Annotated in this window: 17 protein-coding genes and 1 tRNA gene; 5 read left to right on the top strand and 13 right to left on the bottom strand. The window is 42.2% G+C overall.

Annotated elements, in window-relative coordinates; all coding sequences use genetic code 11:
- Window positions 1-278: 278 nt before the first annotated feature.
- A complete protein-coding gene (locus DCO56_RS26965) occupies window positions 279-803 on the top strand; it encodes a hypothetical protein (RefSeq protein WP_108636784.1) in 525 nt (174 codons plus the stop codon).
- A gap of 583 nt (window positions 804-1,386) precedes the next feature.
- Here the strand turns inward: DCO56_RS26965 and DCO56_RS26960 are convergent.
- A complete protein-coding gene (locus tag DCO56_RS26960) occupies window positions 1,387-2,520 on the bottom strand; it encodes an AI-2E family transporter (RefSeq protein WP_108636783.1) in 1,134 nt (377 codons plus the stop codon).
- 116 nt (window positions 2,521-2,636) lie between these two features.
- Complete coding sequence (locus tag DCO56_RS26955) at window positions 2,637-3,251, bottom strand: porin family protein (RefSeq protein ID WP_108636782.1); 615 nt, start codon at window positions 3,249-3,251, stop codon at window positions 2,637-2,639.
- Window positions 3,252-3,631: 380 nt separating this feature from the next.
- Here DCO56_RS26955 and DCO56_RS26950 point away from each other — a divergent pair.
- Both DCO56_RS26950 and DCO56_RS26945 read left to right on the top strand, forming a co-directional pair.
- Window positions 3,632-3,702 (top strand) — tRNA-Cys (locus tag DCO56_RS26950).
- Between the two features lie 33 nt (window positions 3,703-3,735).
- On the top strand, window positions 3,736-3,915 hold the full coding sequence (locus DCO56_RS26945; RefSeq protein WP_104385646.1) for a spore protein: 180 nt from the start codon (window positions 3,736-3,738) through the stop codon (window positions 3,913-3,915).
- Between the two features lie 34 nt (window positions 3,916-3,949).
- Here DCO56_RS26945 and DCO56_RS26940 read toward each other — a convergent pair whose 3' ends face one another.
- Window positions 3,950-4,696 (bottom strand): copper homeostasis protein CutC, encoded by a 747-nt coding sequence (locus DCO56_RS26940; RefSeq protein ID WP_108636781.1) that lies wholly within the window; start codon window positions 4,694-4,696, stop codon window positions 3,950-3,952.
- A gap of 275 nt (window positions 4,697-4,971) precedes the next feature.
- Between DCO56_RS26940 and DCO56_RS26935 the strand changes: the two genes are divergently transcribed.
- Window positions 4,972-5,391, top strand: coding sequence for a hypothetical protein (locus DCO56_RS26935; RefSeq protein ID WP_108636780.1), 420 nt, complete (start codon window positions 4,972-4,974; stop codon window positions 5,389-5,391).
- A gap of 46 nt (window positions 5,392-5,437) precedes the next feature.
- On the top strand, window positions 5,438-5,731 hold the full coding sequence (locus DCO56_RS26930; RefSeq protein ID WP_108636779.1) for a Smr/MutS family protein: 294 nt from the start codon (window positions 5,438-5,440) through the stop codon (window positions 5,729-5,731).
- A 73-nt stretch (window positions 5,732-5,804) separates the two neighbouring features.
- On the opposite strand, the gene DCO56_RS26925 is transcribed toward DCO56_RS26930, so the two are convergent.
- From DCO56_RS26925 to DCO56_RS26880, 10 genes are all read right to left on the bottom strand, one after another.
- Window positions 5,805-6,785 carry a 3-keto-disaccharide hydrolase gene (locus DCO56_RS26925; RefSeq protein WP_108636778.1) on the bottom strand — a complete coding sequence of 327 codons (981 nt, stop codon included), beginning with the start codon at window positions 6,783-6,785 and terminating at the stop codon, window positions 5,805-5,807.
- Between the two features lie 133 nt (window positions 6,786-6,918).
- Complete coding sequence (locus DCO56_RS26920) at window positions 6,919-8,601, bottom strand: sodium:solute symporter family protein (RefSeq protein WP_108636777.1); 1,683 nt, start codon at window positions 8,599-8,601, stop codon at window positions 6,919-6,921.
- Between the two features lie 41 nt (window positions 8,602-8,642).
- Window positions 8,643-10,925 carry an FAD-dependent oxidoreductase gene (locus DCO56_RS26915; protein ID WP_108636776.1) on the bottom strand — a complete coding sequence of 761 codons (2,283 nt, stop codon included), beginning with the start codon at window positions 10,923-10,925 and terminating at the stop codon, window positions 8,643-8,645.
- 66 nt (window positions 10,926-10,991) lie between these two features.
- On the bottom strand, window positions 10,992-11,669 hold the full coding sequence (locus DCO56_RS26910) for a GDSL-type esterase/lipase family protein (protein WP_108636775.1): 678 nt from the start codon (window positions 11,667-11,669) through the stop codon (window positions 10,992-10,994).
- Window positions 11,670-11,827: 158 nt separating this feature from the next.
- Complete coding sequence (locus DCO56_RS26905; RefSeq protein WP_181390689.1) at window positions 11,828-13,216, bottom strand: SGNH/GDSL hydrolase family protein; 1,389 nt, start codon at window positions 13,214-13,216, stop codon at window positions 11,828-11,830.
- An 83-nt stretch (window positions 13,217-13,299) separates the two neighbouring features.
- Window positions 13,300-14,721 (bottom strand): glycoside hydrolase family protein, encoded by a 1,422-nt coding sequence (locus DCO56_RS26900; RefSeq protein ID WP_108636773.1) that lies wholly within the window; start codon window positions 14,719-14,721, stop codon window positions 13,300-13,302.
- Between the two features lie 32 nt (window positions 14,722-14,753).
- Window positions 14,754-17,405, bottom strand: coding sequence for a YyaL domain-containing protein (locus DCO56_RS26895; RefSeq protein ID WP_245935926.1), 2,652 nt, complete (start codon window positions 17,403-17,405; stop codon window positions 14,754-14,756).
- Window positions 17,402-18,286: a DUF5017 domain-containing protein gene (locus DCO56_RS26890; protein ID WP_181390688.1), complete on the bottom strand. Its 885-nt coding sequence runs from the start codon at window positions 18,284-18,286 to the stop codon at window positions 17,402-17,404. The genes DCO56_RS26895 and DCO56_RS26890 overlap by 4 nt, the downstream gene beginning before the upstream one ends.
- A gap of 31 nt (window positions 18,287-18,317) precedes the next feature.
- The gene (locus tag DCO56_RS26885; RefSeq protein WP_108636770.1) at window positions 18,318-19,883 is read right to left on the bottom strand and encodes a RagB/SusD family nutrient uptake outer membrane protein; all 1,566 of its coding nucleotides are present in this window, start codon (window positions 19,881-19,883) and stop codon (window positions 18,318-18,320) included.
- 17 nt (window positions 19,884-19,900) lie between these two features.
- A complete protein-coding gene (locus DCO56_RS26880; protein ID WP_245935925.1) occupies window positions 19,901-23,035 on the bottom strand; it encodes a SusC/RagA family TonB-linked outer membrane protein in 3,135 nt (1,044 codons plus the stop codon).
- Window positions 23,036-23,279: the final 244 nt, after the last annotated feature.

Below are 23,279 nucleotides of genomic sequence, written 5' to 3'. Positions count from 1 at the left end.
TGCTATCGTCGTGCAGGCTTCCGAGGGCCATAGGACCGATAAACAATAGGGCCCATAATGCTATAGTGTGCATCAAAAATACACAAAATATCATTACGGACATTGAAAACCTATTGCCTCGTCCTGAACAAAACTCGGAATTTGCACGAGAGACTCTTGTATTCAATACCTATAATCAAACATTTATTTGATTATCAATATTCAAATCTACACAAATTAATTATTAAAAAGAAATTAATTGCGGATTATTAATTGATTTAGATCATTTGTTTGTAGTTATGAAAGCTTACAATGCTAAAATAACGACTGAAAACATTAAGAATCATTTTGAAAAAAGTGGATTAACTATCGAGGTATTTGCAAACATATTAGAAGTTTCAAAAAGATGGCTTGAATACATTTTAGCTGGAGAAAAGAATTATGAACTTGCTCCTTATACAATTCAAAAAGCATGTGATTTTTTTATTGCCGATTTTAGAAAATTTACCACCGAGCTACAAACTGTTCCAGAAGATTTTCGTGAATTTTTAAAAAAGAAACATTCTAGAAACAGTGAATACAATAAAATACTATCAGACGCCCCATCTGTTCCTTTTATTATAGATGAAATTTTGGCAAAGGATGATGAGTTCATTAGTAGTAATGGGTTAGAATTGAAATTTGTCAAACAAATCATATGGAAATATTATCCTGGGCTGAAACTTACCAATCTATCAAGTGATCTACAAAAATCTAGTTTCATTAAACACAGACTACACCCACATAAGAAAAAGAAAACAAATATTTATCAAGCTAAGAAGTAAGCAAACAACGACAATCAACAGCAAGTAAACGAAACAAATCCTTTTTAAAAAAAATGAGATTCAGATATTACCGGAGCATGCTGCCCCCTCGATTCCGGTTCTGGTTTAGGTATACTATGTTTGTTAAAGCGCCGCTATGGTATGGCATTCCGTCATATCCTCGGAATATGTACAGCCTTAAAAAGCTATTTCGTGATTTTGACTTGTATCAGGTGTTGTAACATCCACATTCCCCCCAGGAAGGGATAAAACTATCTCAAAATTCAGAAAACGGAAAAAGTTGGGAACAATTTTACCCTTATATTTATTTAATTTTGAATGAAAAAGAGTGTTAAATATTTATGTTCATTACTTTTATTTTAAATTTGCAAAAAAGTAAACAGATACTTATGTTTGTAGTAACAGTACACGCCACGCTACCCGTAAGAACAGCGTCCCAGGGCGTGTCTTTTGTTTTATAACCTTTTTAAGCCACATTCTATGTATGAAAAGAAAGCTTTCACGATAGATGACCAAATTCAACAATTAAAAGATCGCGGATTAGAAGATAAAACTGCTCACAAGCCCAAAACCAAATGCAAACCTACTCCTTCGCTTCATTCTCAATAATTTTCTTCTCAATCGGATTTAAAGTCTCAAATAAGTCTTTGTAGACCTCATCCTTGCTATCCTCCTCCCCTAATAAAAATCCCCAAGGTTTAAGCTCTTTAATGCGATCCATCACAATCTTGACTATCGCCAAAATAGGGATTGCTAAAAACATTCCCGAAATACCCCAGACCATCTCGCCAATAATAATGGACAACATGGCAAAAAGGGAGTTGACCTTCACTTTGGATCCGACAATCTTGGGGACAATAAAATTACTGTCAATCATGTGTACAATAATCAATGCTAAGATCACTAATACCACATGTGTCAACGATGAGGTAGCAAAGGTAAGAATGGAAATAATCAGCATCGATGAGAAAATACCCACATAAGGCAGTACATTGAATACGCCGGTGATTAAAGCCAAGAGTAGACTGTACTTCACACCAATTAAGGAGAGGCAAATAAAAACCAAAAGCGAAACCAAACTCATTTGGATCAACAAACCGATCAGATACTTTTTGACGACATATTGAATTTGCCTAACAACATCCACAACAATAAGTCGATCTTCAACACGGTTGACAAATAAAAGAAACTTCACTATATGACCTCTATAAATCAGTAGAAAGAAGGTATAAAGAAATGTGAAAACAAATAAAATAAACAGGGAGGACAGTGAAACCAACGCCGTCCCTAAAAATAGCGTACCTGAATCAACCGACTTTGAAGCTGTTTTATTGATAAATTCCATTTGCTCTTTGTGCTGTATTCCAAACTGTTGACTGACCCAGCTTTGCAATTTACCTGCGCCGTCCATAATCTGCTCTTTAAATGCTGGGAAATCTTCTTTGAGCAATGTAAGCTGTGAAGCCAGAAGAAATAAGCCGTAACCTAACGCGCCAAAAAAGAGAATCACACTGAGTATTCCGGCCAATGTTCTTGGAAAATGCAACTTACGCTCCATAAAATTGCTCAGTGGAATCAAAAGCAGAGAAAACAGTAAGCCTAAAATCATCGGGATAAGTATGGTATCACCAATCTTGGCCAGATATCCCAATAGCAGGATACTGATTAATACGCAGGCTAACTTGACATAGAATGGTAAAGAGAGGAATCTTTTCATTGAATATTCTTTTGAATAAAAATAACAATTTCGGTTGACTTAAGTTGAGGGAAATAAAAAAGTCCCTACTAATGCAGGGACTCTTTCCTCATAATAAGCTTAAATACTTATATTTCTTATAGTCCAAAACCGATACCTATCGACCATACGCGGTTTTTAGCCTTATCACCAGGTGCAGGAGCCAAATTGGTTAAACCTAAACCGTAACCAGCATTGATCTGAAATCCATTGGATAATTGATACCCTGCTAAGAAATTCACACCAAAATCAGTACGCTTTAAATCATCTGTATCATCACTTCCAAAATTAAGGTCTCGTTCTATTTTTACATCTCCTTCTCCAATTTCCCCTTTACGTTTTCCACTCAATGCAAATCCAACATAAGGACCAGCTCCGATAAAGAAATTACCTGAACCCGTAGGAAATTTCGCTACAGCGTTCACCGGTATGTCCAAGGACATCACACTCTCCTTAATTTCGGAAGAAGATCCTGGTGTCCATTTGCCACCCTTATTCTGAAGAGATAATCCCGGTTGAATGGAAAAGTTAGGTGACACAGGAGCATCCAAGTAACCCGTTACAAAAAATCCTGTATTCGATTCTGTGCTTTCATTATCTAATGAGTATTTAGGAATATTTACACCCGCACGGAGTCCATATCCCAATCCACCTTGCGCAAAAGCTCCTAATGAACCAAATAAAATTGCTGCAGATAATAATAGTTTTTTCATGTTTCCTAATTTAATTTACTTTGTTCTTCTATCATTTACTCTCATATATTTCTTGTATGAGATTTATTACAGTGACATTTGCAATATCTATTCCAAAATGCATAAACTATTCATTTTCACTTCAAAACAAAAGAAAAAACTCGTGCCATATTTTTTTTGAATGTCCTCTAAATGATACAGTAGCTTATAGAAATTTTAACGTTTTCAACTGATCGTATACATTCGTATTTCTACTCTTAAAGCCTGCATAAGCAACATACTCAAAAACTACCCCCTTGGTTTTCAAGATAATGCTCAAAAACGCAAAAGTTTTATCACAAAGATTTTTTAATTCCAATTATAAGTTTTATTTTTGCAGACCTTCAAAAGGAAAAAAATAGGGTCGGATGGCCGAGTGGCTAGGCTGAGGTCTGCAAAACCTCCTACAGCGGTTCGAATCCGCTTCCGACCTCGTTTTATTTTAAACAATAAAAATATTATCAAAATGGGAGTTACACGTTTAAAAAGAAAAGATAGAAGAAATAAAACTGTTTCACGTGTTGAAGTTCAGTTCTTGAAATTGGGAACTAACGTTGAGTTAGGTTCAAGATCAAAAATGAAAGCTGACAACCAAATCGTTAAAAACGATGCTATCTTAAATCAATTAGCTGCAGAAGCTAAATAAGCACAAAGAAATTAGCAGCCTTTAAAGTTATACTTTAAAGGCTTTTTAATAAGTCTACCATTTGGTGGACTTTTTCTTTTGAGCTCATCCACTGCGCCTCATCCATTCCTTTCACCTGATCCTGCGAAAATTTCATCTTTGATGGCTGGCTCTCCTTTGCTGAACTATGAACGGCAATGGCTCCTGTCTCCGCCAAGATCGTCTTCATATTGGAGGCATCCACTCCAGCCCCCGGCATAATCACAATACGTCCGGCAGCCTGTTCAATCAATTGTTTGAGCAATGGCGCACCTAATAACGCTGAATCCCGCAGACCCGAAGTTAAAATACGATCAATCCCTAGGGCAATAACGTCTTCCAATGCAGCAAGGGGATCCTGTACACGATCAAAAGCACGGTGAAATGTTACATGCATAGGCCTTGCAGCATCAACCAGACGCTTCGTACTGACCTTGTCCACGGTACCATCGGCATTCAATACCCCGATGACAACACCATCCATACCCAATTCCTTACAGAGCTCAATATCGGCGATCATCTCCAGCATTTCCTCTTCCGTATACAGAAAGTCTCCACCCCGTGGTCTGATCAGGACATGAATTCCGATATGAACGAGTTTACGCACCAGTTTCAGTTGACCAAAAGAAGGTGTGGTTCCACCATTCTCCAGATTCTGACAAAATTCAATACGTGTCGCACCGCCTTTCTCCGCCTCGATTGCTGATGCCACTGAATTGGAACATATTTCCAATTGATAACTTCCGATTGTTTTCTCCTTCATTCAATTCTATTTTTAACCCGTTTTTACGCAATGCGAATAACGCAAAAAAAAAGCAAAATACCTATTTTTCAGCTACAGGGCAATTAGGATAATCTACTCCGCTTTTTCACGGAAGCCCTCAAGGTCCAATAACTGTTATGTGGAACTCCGACTATCGTTGGTCAACTATTATTCAAATTAAGAAAAACATTTATTCAAACCATTTGTATATACCTTACATGCTTTTATTTAAAATTCTAATAACCAACATTATATAAAATTTAGATAAAAATATCATGGCTATTATATCAAAAAACATGGAAATACAGGAAAGGATCATCGGCACTTTTGAGGAGCTCCAGTCCGCTATACATGGTTTAGAAAGCCAGCTCGTTGAATTTGAATTATTGTTTAATCAAGCATGCGATAGGCATATCGCGTCCGATTTTCAGAAAGAATGTCTCCTAGACCGAATTTCCTCCCGGCATGTGACAATCCTGTCCAGACACGAAAGTCTGCAACTTATTCAAGAAACAGTTTCTGCTTATCGTGATTACGACGGTTTGTTCCTGGATCATAAGCAGTTATTGCAATCGCTGGAGTTATTGATGTTAAATCATGCTGAAAGAGAGGAATATGAAATTGCTGCCATTATAAAAAAATGGTATGAAAAATTCGTCCGGGCTGTTGATTTCATCGCTGATCTCGCCTACTAAGTCGTTGTTTTGTTTTACATTTGCGGCATTGTTATATATTTGAATCATGCGCAAACCACCCGCTATAGTTGATCTACACGCAGATGCTTTCCTCGAAGACTGGGAAGACTACTCGGCTGACGAACTTATGCTAGAATCTATTGATTACCTCAGGTCCAACCTGGATGCAGCCATTTATTGGGAGATGAACGAAATCAAATTTATCCACGGAAAGGGAAAAGGTACCTTAAAAAAAATGATATTTAAGGAACTACAGGATTACAAAGAAAGTGGTTCAATTGATCGGTACTATACTTCTTACCAGAACGAAGACGTGGTGGTCGTTGTAATTGGAATCTAAAAGGAATGAGCCCGATAAAATATCGAGCTCATCACATGAATAATTACTTTCTAACTTGGTCCAACTTTTAGGGTTATTTAATGGCCGGGGTAATAACCACTTTACGGAATTCAACCGGTCCGTGATCACCCTGGAAATAGATCGGACCAGGTTCGCCCTCTTTACTATCCAGTGCTCCGCCGGTAATCCCCGGAATCTCTTGATTGCTGATCACTGTTTTACCATTGGCAACGACAGTCACCAGGCGTCCCACCAATGTAATATCATAGGTCTGCCATTCTCCGGCTCCTTTGTTCACCATCTCATTGGCTGCCAGGAAACCATAGACGCCCGCAAAAAGGACGGCATTAGGATGCGCATCTTTCGGGCTATCCTCAATCTGTACCTCATAGCGCCCTCTAAGATAAACTCCACTATTGCTGCCCGAAGGAATTTTAAATTCAACGTGCAATTTGAAATCTTCAAATTTTTGTTCCGAGACTAGGTTAGAACCCGATTGTGGACTGGTTAAAATACCATTTTTCACAATCCACTGATTGGTTTTTCCAGTCGCTTTCCATCCCGACAGATCCTTTCCATTAAAAAGCTGGATCGGTTTCCCCCACTTTACGGCGGCCGTTCTTTTTAACTCGGGTGCACGTACTCCTTTAAAACGATGTGTTTTTCCATCTGGTTCCGTTATAGTGCCCTGCAATGTTCCGTTTAAGATCTCCCCTTCTACACTTAAATTCATCTTTCCGCCTTCCCATTGTGGTGGTATCGCAAATTTGAACTTCCCGTTTTCATAAAAAACCTGTGAAACAGGCCGTGCACTTCCTGAAGTGCTTACATAGTGGCCTACCAAAGTCTTGTAGCCTGACAATTTCACTTCAAGCCAGGAAGGTGCCGGAGTACCATTGACATCGACTTCAATATCCCAGCGTCCGATCAACTCTTTTCCTTCAACTTCTTGCCCGTAATGTACATATTCTTTTGTGAGTGGTTTAGCAGAAATCACTTGTGGCAATGCGCAAGAAGCTAAAATCCCCAAAAGAAAAGCCGTATTTCTTTTCATCTTATTTATGTTTATATTCTAATTGACAATAAATTTTAAGCAATTTAACTGTTTAATAGCGGGTTTACAAGCATATAAAGTTAAAAAACACTAAGAAAACGAAGTGCCGCAGATAATCTGTGCTGACATCAATTTAAACCCGATTTATAAAAACTTTACTAGCTGCTCGCCATGGAATCAACGCAGTGATAAGTATTACCGTGGCAATTCCGCCAACTAATGGCGAACGGTCTGCAAAGAAAAAACACAATATATAAAGTAGCAGCGCAATAAAGGTGAGCGAAAATGCGATCATCTTCAATCCAAATTTATTCTGGCTTTTCAATGCTATTTCCTCTTCTTTATCAATCTGCTGTACGTTTTCCTTACGCGCGGCTTTAATTTGTTTGAGCGCAATATATTCCGAACTTACCTGTCCACGTGATTTCGCATACAGTTCAACACAAGCCAACAAAACGAAGGGCAGCATAACACCAAGCAGCATCTCATTGGCTCTGGTAAGTTTATAGTCTATCAACAAAGGGAAAATAATTTTAAACAGAAGATTGACGCCCAGACTAACAGCGGTTATATACAGGGTTGCCTTTCCTGTCAATCGCTTTGAAAACAATGCCCATATCGGCGGCGCCAATAGAGGACCTCCTGTAATGGCGCCTATACTCAAAGTAAACTCTACTATCCCTCCAATCAGTGGTACAATCAGCGCTACAATAATCATAAAAAATCCAAAAAACCAAGATGACGCACGAGCAATAAACATCAGCTTTTTTTCCGATGCCTGCGGGTTTAATGTTCCCTTATAAATATCGTTTGTAAAAACAGCTGATACAACATTCAAGGCTGTATTTGCGGATGCCGATGTAGAGAAATACATCCCCGTAAGCATCAATCCAAGTAATCCCGCAGGCAGCACTTGCTTACAGACCATAATGTAGGCCGTCTCTGTAGCCAATCCGGTCAAATCCGGATTGATCGCCTTGTAAACCATGGGCGGAATCATCCACAAAATCGGGCTAGCGATGTATAAGGCAGCAAATAAATAAGCAACTTTGGATGCTGACCGGGGTGTATCAACACTTGTATAGCGCTGTACAAACGTCCAATTACCTCCAATATAAAAAATATGATATAAGGCAAAAGCGACAATAAAACCCCATGTATATTCACCATTGACAACATTGAAGAAATCATCAGGCACTTTATCCAAGAAGGACTGCACACCGCCAACTTCCTCAAAAACCAATGGAATGACAATCACGATCGCTGCTGTCAGGACGACAAATTGTAAAATATCTGTCACCATGACCGCCCACAACCCTCCGATGGCTGTATAAGCAATCATTAAGATTCCCAAAACGATAGTAACGGGTATCAAAGGATAGTCCAACGATTCGGAAACAAGTTTGGCCACCGAATACAAAACCGACCCTTTGAGAAATACCGACACGATCATAAAGACGTAGATGTAACACTTCTGCACAGCGCTCCCCAGGCGCTCCTTAATAAACTCGGCAGCAGTAAGATTTCCTGTAGCCTTCCATTTAGGAGCTAGATAAAGCCCTGTAATCAGTCCGCCTATACACATCGTCCACTGAATGGTAATTGCTACCCAGCCATGGCTATAGGCTATGGAGCCCCATGCGACAAAAGTTCCGGCTGAAAAAAAGCTCATGAACAGGGACATCCCTCCTATAAACCAGGGCACGGATTCGCCGCCAGCAAAAAAGGACTTCAGGTTTCTTCCGGTTCGTGAGAAGCTTATCCCAACAAGCATTATGAATACCGAAAAAACGATTATAACTACTGTATCTATCATCTGTATTAAACATTAAATTACTGAATATTATCATTTATTGACTATGCATAACACCGAATAGCAAAGATGGCGGCTGGCACTTCCGCAGAAGGGTGCTCGAGAGCTATAATCAGCTGGTCTGTAACACAGGATTCCGGAAGTTCAATCACATTTCTGGTCTGAAAGTTTCCCTGCTGCGTATAAATAATCTTTCCATTACCATCTTCGATAGTATAATTCCGCACACAGAATGGCATAACGGTCTCGGGATGGGTCATTAATACAGACTCCATTGCATGATCCCAGTCGGTATCAAAATTAATTTCGATCCTTCTTATGCGCTGCTTCTGCTTCCATTTAATCGAAATTACAGGCTGCCGATCGTCAGTTGCAGCAACCCAGGCATTCGGACGAATTGTCGGCCGGTCTATGCCATTACGCACATTTTCGACTCCAAAGACGGAAAGGCCCGCTGTTAGCTGAATGGCGAGATTATGACCTTCAGGGCGACGTTGTGGCGTCCAAAATTCAAATGAATCTACTCCAGATCCCGGCAGGGCTACCTGTTTCCCGTTGTTTGAAACAGCTTTGTTCACGCCGTTAAAAACGGATAGTAATCCGGATACCCGTTGATGGGTATAGGCCAATCGCACATGCTCGTTTTGGAGAAATGTGAGGAAAATATACTGATCCTCATTGATCTCCAATCCAAAATCCAGTGTTATTGTCTGAAAGCCGGGTTTTACACGAATTTGCATTTTCGCCAGCTCCCGGTCTGGCGTGAATCCACCTTTTCTTTCGCTGCCCCTGAGCTCCACATCCAACACTGTTGTCTGCGTGGCTTCAATATCCAAAAAAAAGATGGGCAAGGTACCAGCAGTGACAGGAATAAGTTGTGCTGCAGCTATAGTCAGGGGTTTCCACAGCATATTCTCTTTGGAGAATCCCTTAAAGTCCAGGTTGCTCGAAGAGGTTAGTTCGGCCTGCTGTACAAGATCGCTGCTATCGGATAAATGAAAGCCGGGGATATATTGACCGGATCGTTGCAGTTCTTTCTGTAATTCCTTCATGTAACCTGGCTGACCGATCTCTCTTGGTAAAAGCTGCTGCTGAACACATAGTTTTGCGGCCATCGCCACAGCCTGTGCAACATACGCACATGTCGCCATTACCCGAGTCGCTCCAAATGCGACATGGGATACACTGATCAGACGACCCGCCAAAAAGAGGTTTTCAATATTACGGCTATATAAACAACGATAAGGGATATGGAAAACGCCTTTACTATGCCACTGGTTACAGGGCTGACGGTCGCTAAAGACGCCATCCGCAGGATGGAGATCGATGGACCAGCCCCCATAGGCTACGGCATCCGGATGTTGACGCTGTTCGACGACGTCTTTTTGTGTCAGGATATAATCGCCTTCAAACCGACGGCTTTCCCGTTTTCCGGGAACCATTCCAACCCATTCCAATGTCAGGGTGTCGGCTTCGGGAAATTGTCCGGAATTTTTGATATAATCCCACACACCGTAGATGATTTTCCAAAGTTCCCATTTGATCTCTTCGGTATCGTGCACCGTATCCAGACGCCCGCCGTATTCCACCCACCACAGCTTGCATCCATGTTCTTTGGCATTGAAGTTTTTGAATCTCGGTATTTCTTTGGTGACATCCATGGCAAAAGCCGGGGCTGTATAAGACACTGATTTTCCGACATCTTTGGTATAGAAATAGAGCGTGTGCCCCAAAAGCTCTCCATAGGAGGTGTCGGGTGCCATAGCTTCGTCAAATTCTTCCCGGGGTTCAGCGCCCATACGGAAAGCTGCTCCAGATAAAAAGCCGACTATCCCGTCTCCGGACGCATCACAAAATAAGGATGACAATAGCTCATATTGTGTCGAGTTCTGGCTGCAAAAAGCGCTCAAAGATTTTATACGATCACCAGCTTCCTTATGGACTTCGTAGACACTGGTATTGAGCAACAATCGAATGTTGGCCTCTTGCTTTACTTTGTCGAGTAAAATCATGTCCAATATAACAGCATTGCCCTCCGGATTTCGATACACATTTTCAACCAATATCTCGTCAATAACACCACCTTCCCGACTCCAACGATTGTTGTTACCCATATGGGAAGTGGCGCCCAATATCCACAACCTCACCTCACTGGAGGCGTTCCCTCCGAGTACAGAGCGATCCTGCACCAAGATGACACGCAAACCTTGCCTGGCTGCCGTAATCGCAGCACACACGCCAGACATCCCACCGCCAACAACTACGAGATCTGCGGCAATAACTTCTTTCTTCAACGTCCTGGAGGCTCCTCCCTTACTATAAATCATATATTCTTTCTTTTTTATCCTTTTTGTAATTCAATTTATTATTTAATTATTCCTGGGTACATCCACCTATTTTATAAATTTGGATATCACATCTTTCCAGATGTGGTATCCCTCGGCAGTGAGGTGCAGTCCGTCCGCGCGATAATATGCTGGTATTAAATCCCCACTGGCATCCAGCATCGGGGCATACACATCAGCATATCCGGTATTGGGCTGCTGCTCCATAAATTGTTTAATTCTAGCATTAACCTCTTCGATCTGTATTTTATCTTTCAATCGGCGTGGTGAGGGCTTGATGGATATATAGATTATTTCGGCATGCGGTTTCGACTTTCTTATTGCACCAAATAAAGCAGCGAACTGTTCAACAATGCGGTCTGTCGACCAACGAAGTCCAATATCATTGTCGCCTTCATAAATAAAAATCTGCTTTGCATCGTATGGCGTAATCAACCGTTCTCTATAGGTATAAAGATCCACTGTCTTGGTGCCGGATACTCCTCTATTCAGTACAGCCTGCCCTGCGAAATCATCCGTTAACGTTTTCCAATTTTCGATAGTCGAACTACCAACAAAAAGAATGACGTTTTTGGGCGGTGGATTTTGCGCATCCAGACGTTCGTAACGTTGTATCTTTTGCTCCCATTTCTGCTGTTGCGTCAATACAGATTGGGCATAAGTGTATGTCATACCCAAACAGAGTAACAGGCAGTTTAATCGCTTTAGTAGCTGAGTTATTTTCATCCGTTTAAATTATTTGTTCATCAATTATTCTTTAACCAAGGCACTCTTCATAAGTATTTATTTTCTATGATATTCATCGTTTACTCATTAAATTGGTTTTTAAGGTTTTCGTAAGCTCAATCGTTTGGTACACTCGGTTCACGCGGCCTTCGGTCGTCTCATCCATTTTCTTTTCCAGTAGTCTTTAAAATTGGTTTGCCACGTAACAGTATCCGTCCTAAATAAATCTTGGATGAATCGTATTTCGCAGGATGCCGGTCAATATCTTCTTGTTGGGACGGACCCAATATCATCTTTTTATCCGCTCTCAATGGCGATATACGAAAACTGACTTCATGCTTTCCTTTGGGTACCTTGATCACATCATATTGACCTCGATATCGGTTATTACAGTATGCGTTAAATCGATTCAACAGGATATTGTCGTGATTCTCTGCCGTCATTTGATAAGGTTGAAATCCCCCGGACGGCGATTTATGGAGCCCTATCTGATGACCATCTACCCATACTTCAAGCTGCCCCACCTCTGGCCCACCTATGTCAAACAGGCCAAATAGATCACCTTCAAAAGTGAATGAAAAGCGCGCGCCTTTTTCATCAGCTACCATCAAGCTGTCAAACCATCCATTGAAGGCCCTTAATTTAGATCCTTCTGTAGGAAACGCGGTCCATTTAACATCAAAATCAGCAAGATCGGTGGGTATGTACATCCCTGCGATATCCCACTCATCAGATATCAGCGGCTGGGGCAATGGATGTATCTCCATTTGTGAATGTCCTTTCATCTTCTCAATCCCGCGGGCAATGGCTGCAGCGTAAAGATCACCACCGGCTTTCAGCGGGTGGATTCCGTCCGTAGAAAATAAAATACGATCTCCTGCAGAATCTACCTCTCCCTTCCACAACAACTTATCCTGAGATTCCAAGCGCGCAATCTCCATTCCCAAATGTATTGTAGGAATACTGTAATGATCGGCCAATGCTTCCAAAGCTTCAATATGTGGCGGTATCTTTCCATTATTATATACCTTGGTCTGCGCAGCCAAGATGGCATAGATTAAACAGATATCGGTATGCTGATCATGTTGGATAATCTGCCTGACCATACCTTCCATGCCTGCAGCATAGGCGCCATTGACTGCAAAATCAATGATGACCAGATCGGGATTCTGTGATAAAACCTGCTCCCTGATTCTAAAAGATCCCAAGTCCGTGCCTGTTCCGGATACGCCAGCATTGACCCACTTGAATCTGGTGGATGGGTAGCGTGCCTGCAAGTAAGCTGAAATCTGCATCCGGTAACAATAATTGGCTTGTGTCAGGCTTCCACCGATGAATGCTACTGTTACATCCTGCCCCTTGCTGACCTTGGCAAAAAAATTAGGCATACCACCACGCACGACGCACTCATCATCACGCTTAAAATCACCAGGCGCAATAAGTTCTTCTTTCGCCAGATCCACAGAAAATAACAGTTGCGAAGCGGCACCTTGTGAGGCTGCAATCTTGTTGAGCTCCACACTATTCTGCGCCCTCAGATCGGTCATTATTAAAAAAACCAATAGGAAAGTTATAACTGATTGATAGGTACGCATCTCGTTGATTTAAGTGATCATAATTTAGTTGAACATCAATTCACGACGGTGATATTCGAGGTAAAGGAATTCGCTACGATATCAGACTGCAACATATCCCTACCCCCGACTTTTACGTTTTTGAAAGTCACATCCTTAATCATGTGATCGGCGTCATAGCCCTCGAAAATTGCCGCCGTCGCACTGCTGACGCAATCAATAAATCGAATATCAGAAATAGTCCCGGGCCTATAAACAGGATTTGAGTTTGCATTTTGCTTAATATACATCAGTACAAATCGGGTATTTCCAGAGGTCTCATCACGGATGCCCTCAAACGTGATATTCTTAACATCCGCCCAGTCAGAATGTGGGATCGCTACCGAATGACCACCCCAGGCCATTTTGGCGATATCAATATCTTTAAAGGTGAGCTGTTCGACACTACTGGTTTCCAAGGAAGATCCTATGCGGATACCCACGCCTACCTGGTTTTTCCAGATCATGCAGTCGTGGGCATGACAATTTAAAAGCGGTGTTTCACCATCTGCAGCTGCATTTGTTGCGTGCCAACCAAAACCATCATCTCCTGATCCGATAAAACAATGGGAGAAATGCACATCTTGACATCCTGAGCCCAAATCCAAGCCGTCATTGTTCTGCCCAAAGCTCAACAGGTTGAGATGGGACACATCGACATTAGACGAATTGACCATATCTACTTGCCAGCCTAAAGCCGCATGCCGGACGCCAAATCCCCGAAGTTCCACATGCTGACTACGGTAGACCTTAACAAAATTTCCCGCTACAGGAGCGGTGCGATCATCAATATAGCCCCGACCGATCAATTTGACATTGGATACGTTTTCTATCAATACTTTTCCCCTGAGAATCGCCCCTTCTTCTAAATAATAGGTTTTATTGGATTCAAGTTTAAAAACTCCATTTACACCATGATGGATTCCCTTGGCAAAAACAACTGCCCCCTGTTTATAGGCGCTATAATTCGGAGATCCAAACAAAAGTAAGGGTGCACGACCTGGGATAGCCAATGCATAATTGTAGTACTCCGGGATGGTAAACGTCAATTCATTTCCGTTCTTGGTAACCGGTATATCCAACCTTTTGGGCGACAGCGTAAAATTTGAGAAAGAACTGCTGCAAATAATCTTGACCTGAGTACCTGGCACATACGTAAATAAAGCGGTATGTACATCGGTTTGCCCCCCATTTTCAGCCAGATCATAACAGGTTTCTTGCCATACGTCCAGGGTATCGTTGTTGACGATCACCTGATAAGCCAGACTTTTCACCATGGGTGAATCTAACTGTCCGGCTGCAGATGCCATTCGTGCAAGCTTATTTTCTACCTGCGTTTCATTTGCCTGTAAACTCTTTTCGACTCCAGTACAACTTAAGACCGTAAACATCATTCCAAAGAATATGGATATAATCCAGTATTTTTTTTTCTGTTTCATGTTGCTATTCATGTTATTGGTTGTTTAAATGGTTATTGATAACTGATTTTCATTATTTTTAGCCCTGTTGCCGGCAGGGAAATTTTCCAGTCTGAGGATGCTGCCATCCGCATCTCATCCGTCCCGTCGGAATTGAGAAGATAGGCCTCCTTATGAATTAGTTCAAAAAGATCCCGGGATTGGCCTGCATCTAATTTCAGCCCAACCTGTTGTGGATTCACGCTATTGTTCAGCAAAACAACATAGAGTTCTTTATTGTCGCTGTTGGTAGCAAGAATGTAGTCTATATGTGCATTATCAAGGCTGATAAGCCCTTTTTTCATTTTCAGATTAACAGGCTTGCCGAATATGCTCCCTTTTTCAAAACCATAGCTGCGATGTGGCCCTACTTTAGGTGTTATAAATCCACTCGGAAAGGAGATGTTACCATTGGAACGAACCGTTACTTCGGAGAGCAGATAATCGGTAATCCATCCCAATTGCCACCAGGCATGATGCGGAAATGGCCCTGCCCCTTTATTCATCGCATCCCAGTAGTAAGAAGCAACCCCGGTATTTGCATCCACAAATGCATCCCGTCCCCAGACAGCGGCTCTTGCCATATTCAACAATAAGCTGTCTTTCGTCTGTGCATACAGTCTTACAAACAGCCCCGCATGACTCGACAGCAAAATAGGACCATGATGATTTGCAGACCCCATAATACCGCCATGTTCAAATCCCAACCCTACTTGACTAATCTCCCAATCCTGACGATCGATACCATTCACATGCTTAACCTCCCGAGTGGGGATGGGGTGTGTATAGATTGATGTTGTATAATATCTGGCGACCTGAGAGGCTGCTGTCTGATAGCGTAGATCGCCGGTCAATGTATACATATCGAGGAGGGCCTGTATAGACTGTGCCGTTGCAAAATCAGGTGCAAATCGCGTATCGCCACAAACTCCCAGGAACCATCCTTTTTCCACTGCGTGTCTGACAAACCAGTTTGCGGCTTTGATTGCTCCTTCTCTATATTTTTCGTCCTTTAACAACTGATGCGCAACCAATAGTCCATAAAATGTTGGCCGGAGATCGGATACATCCTCAAACATGGCGCTACCGGTCTTATTATCATAGGCAACCTCCCAATGCCCATCGGGATGCATTTTGGACAACAACCAATCTGCGGCTTTGCGTAACGCTTGCTTAAGATCAGAGCGATCTGGCTCAAAAAGTAATATATTACCGATATCCATCAACATGTAATAGCTGGTACCAATGGGTTCGCTATAGGGCCCCCATTCTTCGGTAAACCGTTGACCGCGATATAGGAAATACTGTCCTGCGGCTGATCCATAAAAGAATCCCGGTTGCTGTTGCTGTTGTTGCAACTTGAAGTTTAAGGCTGCCGGTAGTCGCTGTTGCTTCAGTTTGTTATCTCCGGTCAGCGTAGCCAGCATCCACATGGCACCGTAATCGGAGTTTTTCATGGCATCTTTCTCAGACCCGTATACTCCCCCCAGATAATCCTGGGCTCCGATTACTGCATTCTTATAGTTTGCTGTCCGCCACTTGGAGGTGCTATCGGCAATGACATAATCATACATCGCGTAAAGACGATCCGTTAAGGAGCGATTTGTTTCTTTCAGTTTTAAAAAATCACTAAACTTATAAACATCTTTTATCACATGCCCCAGTACATTATACCAAGAAGTTCTCTGAATTGTATAGCGAAAAGAAAATGTTATCTCTTGTCCTTCTTTCAAATAGGACCCCTCCTCACCTAGAACCGGGTGATAGAGTGTCGGTGTTAGCTCCTTATTTCGGTTCATCAATGACAATCCGAGCTTCCAGTCTGAATGTGTCTTTGCATCTTTTGACCAAGGGTCCCTTGCTGTTCCCGGTTCGGCCACGGTTGCTAAGGTCACTCCAGATTGCGTGGTCAATAGCGAAGCTAAGGTGGAGACAGTACGTTCGCGGACGATGACCGGACGATCCGGGATACCGTGTCCGTAAGCGTAGGCATCCACAAAGTCAGGATTGAGCGCCGCTCCTTGAAATAATCCCGGAATCACCGCCCACTGAAACTGCTGGCGATCGGCAATCGCCAGTGATGGCGTGGACAAGGAATAATAACCGTTTTCTTTCGCCCTTAAAGTTATCTTTACACGGATATCATGCATTTGATCCGGATCAAGGTTCCATTCTTCTGACAGGGCAATTTTTTCGTTTTCGTATTGAAATCTCAGCCCCGAGGGTGAAGTTGAAGTCACTGCAGTCGGTTGATAGTGCCATATTTCACCTGCAGTATTCAGGCTCACAGGTGACAAACTCTGTGACCACACTGGAATCACATAGCGATATTGAGAATCGGGGAAGTGAATAAGCTTCCCAGCATGATCATAAACAATTGTAGATCTGTCCAGCGGCTTATTTTTTGCGTAAAGGATCGTTCGCTGCTGTGCAGCCATCGTTAAATGCTCCTTTTGCCCCAGGCCATCGTTTAGGGTAACGGACTGAAGATGATAACCATTTTTATCGCGACTCCAGATCAGTTGTAGCTTACTATTTTTCAAGCTCACATCAGCCCCGCTTTGTGCGAAAACACTCGCAAAGCAAAGCAATGGCAGTATTATCATCGTCCTCCATACTCCGTCGCAATGACCGTATCTTCTAGTTAACAGCTGCATATCTATCATGGCTGGATATTAATTGTTACTTCGGCGTACCCTTCTTTGCGGCCACTGTACCACACGGAGGAGGTTTCAAACACGGCTTTATAGACTCCGGGAGTTTTGTATACATATTTGTATTCCCGCAGGTTTGAGCTGATGTTTTTTAGTGCTACGCCTTTGTCCGCGATGGACTCCCTTACTTTAAAGCCTTTGGTAATCACCCAATCATCATTGTCGGTATCGGATGCAACACCGCCATGCATCAATAGCTGTGTTGCGGAAATGGTCCATACCTTACTGTCATTTAGAAAACTTACGGCATTCCAGCCCGCATTGGATATCGTGGCAACATTAGTCTGCACGCCCTCAGGTGATACTTTTACCGCATTAAAACTGCGAACGACCCATCTATTTTGTTGGGCCTTTTGAGCGTCTGTGTATCGGAATGCCAGATAAAGTGATGCCGTATCAACTGGACTGAGATATGATTTCAGGCTTACGATTCCAGAAGGTGTATTGTCTTGCCCAGTGGAGAAAGTAGCTTTTTCGGAAATATCGGTCCACGTGGCTTTGTCGATCTCTTCTTTTGTGTATATTCCGGTAAAATCATTGGAAACCAATAATTTTAGGTTGTCATAAATAACACCCCATTGGACAAGTGTTTTGAAATCCACCTGTAAATCGTTATCCGCATAAAGACGATCCTTCAGTTCATAGTTGTGTCCGTTCTCTCCAGAATAAAATACAATATTGTCTGGAGCACCCTCAAATCGGAAGACAACGGTGTCGCCAACCTTGTAACTAGCGGCATCTGTCCTGACCTCCATATCGGCACTGGCGATATCTTCTTTCATGCAACTGACGCACAAAATGGCCAGCATGAGATATATTAACACTATTTTCATCTTCATCTATTTATTTTATGATCCACCAGATTTACCAACCCGGATTTTGAATAATCTGTTTATTAATGGTTATTTCTGTGTTTGGTATGGGAAACAGCACGTTTCTCTCTGTCGTATTCAGGCCAGCATTACCGCCATATCGGTGTGCAGCGGGTGCATTGACCGAAATTTCACGTCCCAAGGCATTCATAATGGGCACGTAAATGCCCCAACGAATCAGATCATGCTTACGGGTACCTTCGAAACAAAATTCACGCAGGCGCTCGTCGCGTATGTAGTCTAAAAAGGCTAGTTTATCCATTCCGATCGGCGCATCACTAGCTCCATTGACCTCATTTAATGCCTTACCAAAAGCTCTCCTACGAACTTGATTAAGTGCTTCGTAGGCTGCTATTGTGGGGGATTCATTGACCTCATTTTCTGCTTCCGCTTTCATCAGCAAGACATCGCTATACCTTATAATTGGAAAATTGGTCGAATTGGCACTCCTCACTTTAGTACCGGCCTCATATTCCCGTCTCCATTTTCCGGGGTTTCGTTCGTAAAGCTGAGCTGTGCTATAATATTGCTTTTGCGTAACCCCTGCAGTAGTAACAAATCGATAGGGGCTGATACTCCAATCGCGCCGCATTGTATCTTTCTGACCAAATAGATCGTATAATTTGGCTGTAACCCGCATTGCTCCGCCTGAAAACCCAATACGTTCATCGGGACATTCTATACCGTTCTCGATACCAACCATACCAGCCTGATCGATGTTGCCGATCTTATTTCCAAACATGCCAACTTCCCAAAGGCATTCCTTCGGTTCGTTGATATCTTGTGAATGGTTGATAAATATTTGCTTATAATTGGGATTGAGCAGATGTTTCCCTGAAGCAATTACTTTATCCGTATATTCGATAACATCCTGATAACGAGACCGGTCATTAAGAGGCTGTCCGGCCATTTTTAAGAACACACGGGCCAGTACGGCCTGAACGGCTGTTTTGGACACTCTTTCGTTGGCTACGACACCGCTTTCGTGGACCAAATTTTCTGCTTCTTGCATATCTTTCACAATTTGTGCATACAAAGCGGGCAGTGTAGCCTGAGCGGGATAAGGGTCGTTGGGTGATTGCGTAGAGGACAGTTTTAAAGGTACTTTTCCAAAGAAATCGGTCAAGAGATAATAGTAGTATCCACGCATAAAGAGTGCTTCGCCCTTGATGGCGTTTCTCTTGGTGCCATCCATCTCTACGCGATCGACATTTTCCAATAATAAATTTGTCCGATTTATCCCTTCGTATAAAGTCTCCCACAATCTAGTAATGTCCAGATCAGCAGCGTCCATGACCATCACTCGAATATTGTTGATTGATATATTCTTGAAATAGGCTTCGTCACTCACGACAAAATAACTGAAAAGCCCTCGACTATACATGCGCCCATAGGTATCGATGAGTCTGTTGTAAACGCCATTGAGGCTGTTCATCAATTCGCTTTCATTTCGAAAATAGTTTTCAGTGGTCACAAAGTCAGGTTCTTTATCCAGCAATTTGGAACATGAACTGGTTAGACAAGCGATACATATGGAAAAAATAAAAATGCGTTTCATCTTGATCAAAGGTTAGTTTAAAAATTAATGTCAAGTCCTACGGTCATCGTACGAGGACGCGGATAAGCCGACCAGTCAAATGAAGGGGTCAATGCTCCAGGACGGGTGCTCACTTCGGGATCGAGCCCTGAATATTTTGTCCATGTAACTAGATTTTGTGCAGCCACATAGAGTCGTATGGATTTCATTCGTAATCTTCGGAGCTGATCAGTACTGAATGTATATCCTAAAGACAAGGTCTTTAGTCGCAAATAGGATCCATCCTCAATCGTTCTGGAAGAATAAACAGCTGGCCCCTGGCCTCCGACACGATAGAGTGCATTGGTCTGGTTTTCTGGCGTCCAGCGATCGGCAAAAGATGCAAACATATTCAGAAAACCACGCGCAACAGGATCCCCACCTTCAAACTCAATGCGATTGGCGTTTAAGATGTCTCCTCCATAACTCCATTGTAAAAAGACATTCAGATCGAAGTTTTTATAATTAAAGTTGTTGTTGAATCCGCCAATATGTTTTGGATTTGGATTACCTATTATTGTGAGGTCATAATTATCTACCTGTCCGTCACCATTGATATCCTTGAAACGGATATCGCCCGGTTTAATATTTGTTCTGGGGGTACCATTATTAGGCTGACCTGCTTTAAGTAGATAATTCCCGTTGGCCAGATCAAAATCTGCGTATTGGTATACACCATCGAAAAGATAGCCATAAAATAAAGCGATCGGCTGTCCGGGTATTGCTATATAAGGATAGGCATTATTGAAATTACCCCAGGTAACGCGTGTAGCCAAACTCGGCTCCCCTTCGTTGAGTTCAAGGACCTTGTTTTTGTTAAATGCGATATTGAAGCTCGAATTCCAGGAGAAATTGGGCGTTTGTACGTTTTTGGTCTCCAATGTAAATTCGATTCCGCTGTTAGATACCCGACCGATATTTTTGAATCCGGTAAGGAATCCCATACTGGGAGCCAAGGTCGCATTCAATAATAGGTCACGCGTCTCTTTGTGATAATAGTCTGTAGTAAGTGACACTCTATTCTTGAGTATGGATAGGTCGAGGCCAACATTGGTTTGAACGGTGGTCTCCCATTTTAAGTTTGGATTTCCAAGATTCGTCGGTACCATTCCCTGACCGGCGCTGTTGCCCACACTGTAGCCTGAGGCTGGATTCATCTGCAAGGCAGTCAATGAAGCATATTCTGATACGCGATTATTTCCGGTTGAACCTATTCCAACTCGCAACTTTGCATCACTGATGATCTTTATCGGCTTCATGAAATTCTCTTCTTTCAATCGCCATGCAAAAGATCCCGAAGGGAAATAAGCCCATCTGTTTGATTTTGGAAATTTGGAGGAGCCGTCACTTCTGAAAGACAATGTCAGCAAATACTTTGAGCGATAATTATAATCAAGCCGCCCTAGATAGGAAATCAGTCCGCTGGAAGCGTCCGTAACCGGCGCCATCGTAATCTGCCCTTCGTCCAACCCTTTGATACCCAATGTTTCATTAGGTACCAAAATAGATGTAAAACCGTTGGTATAGTTTCGAATATCTTGCACTGTAAACCCGACTACAGCCTTTAGCCTATGCCCACCTTTAAATTTCTTGTCATAAGACAGCGTATTCTCATTCAATAGATTTGTGATCTCATTGTTCCAAATAGAACCATTTACTTTATTGTTTGAAAATGGATGTCCTGCTCTGGATTTTGAGTTAAAGAACACTTCCCGTCGCTGGTTTATACGTGTATAACCACCAGTCGCCCTAAACGTCAACTCATCTGCCAATTTATATTCGAAATAGCCATTGGCCACGAGATTTGCACTGAACAGTGGATTATATTCATTCTGCACGGCTAGATAGGGATTGATTCGCAAATCAGTACCTAAGCTAGGATCCATATCCGGGTCAAAAAGATCATCTATCAGCGAGGCATCTGTAAGTGGATTTCCGGTGATTGGCCTAAATCCCCATATTCCATACATCAGACTCGCTGTCGGACTAGGCTGAGACTCTGACACTACGGTACCATATCGCTTATAGGCTGTATAGTTTAAATTCAACCCTACTTTTAATTTCTTGTTTATGGTCTGATCCAGCACAATTCTTCCTTGATATTTATTAAACCCACTGTTTAGTATGATCCCATCCTGATTTAATAATGATCCGGAAACGGCATATCGTGTACGATCGGTACCACCACGTATAGCTATAGAATGATTATGGGTAACTGCATTTCTAAAAACTTTGTCCTGCCAATTGATACCCTCCATGCCGCGGTAATCTTCCAGAGTCTTACCATCCTTTAGATAAATATCTGTATAGAGGGTGGGATTCTGTTCCAATTGATATTTCACAAATTCATAAGGATTTAGCAGCTCCTGCGTTTTGATGATCTGATTGAGTCCTACCCAGCCGTTGTAGTTAATAACCGGAGTTCCAACCTTACCTTTCTTGGTTGTTATGAGGACAACCCCGTTTGCTCCCCTGGCTCCGTAAATCGCTGTCGCAGAAGCATCCTTTAATACTTCCAGAGATTCAATCTCTTCGGGATTAATGGTGTTGCCAACAGATGTTTCGACGGGAAATCCATCAACCACATATAGTGGGGAATTATCTTGGGTGACGGAATTATTACCCCGAATAACGATACTGAGTTCCGCACCCGGTTGTCCATCATTTGAACTCACCTTAACGCCAGCTACCCGACCAGCTAAGGCCTCCTCAAAGTTGGCTACGGGGGCTTTGCGCATATCTGTTAGATTAGCCTGACCTACCGCTCCGGTCAGATCACGTTTAGTGGTCGTACCATAACCGATAACGACAACATCATCCAGCATGCGCGTATCTTGCAGTAATTTGACCTGCATAAACTGGCCCAATGCTGCTGTTTTCTTTACAGCAACATAACCCACCATTGAAAATAGCAGTGGCTCATTAGGTGAAATTACAGTTATTGAAAAGTTGCCGAGCGAATCTGTGGTCGTTGTCTTAGATTTATTTTGATTTGAAACCGTAACCCCAACTAAAGGATTTCCTTCCGTATTGAATACTCCACCCTTCACAGTCGAGGACTGTTGACCAAAAGCAAAGTAGGAGAGAAAAAGAGTACCCAAGAGCAGGGCAACCCTTAAATTAAATAGCATCATAGTCGTATTTATAATTAGTTATTTTTTGCAATCTAGTCTGGTCTAGACTGGTTTGCTTTTATAAAAGTATAAATTATCTTTGCCGTTGCAAAAAAAAAGTGAAAAAAGATGTTATTTTTTTTAGAGATCGTCTTAAAAGGAGAGAAAATAGTTAAACCTACCTCTGGATTAGGATACACCAAAACTTGCATATAAAAGCAAGTTTATCTAAGTTTGACTCTATTATCGTAAATCACTATTCATC

This window comes from Sphingobacterium athyrii (genome assembly GCF_003071065.1).
Lineage (GTDB): Bacteria > Bacteroidota > Bacteroidia > Sphingobacteriales > Sphingobacteriaceae > Sphingobacterium > Sphingobacterium athyrii.
Note: the sequence above shows the minus strand (reverse complement) of the source record. Positions and strands in the feature narration are given on the sequence as shown.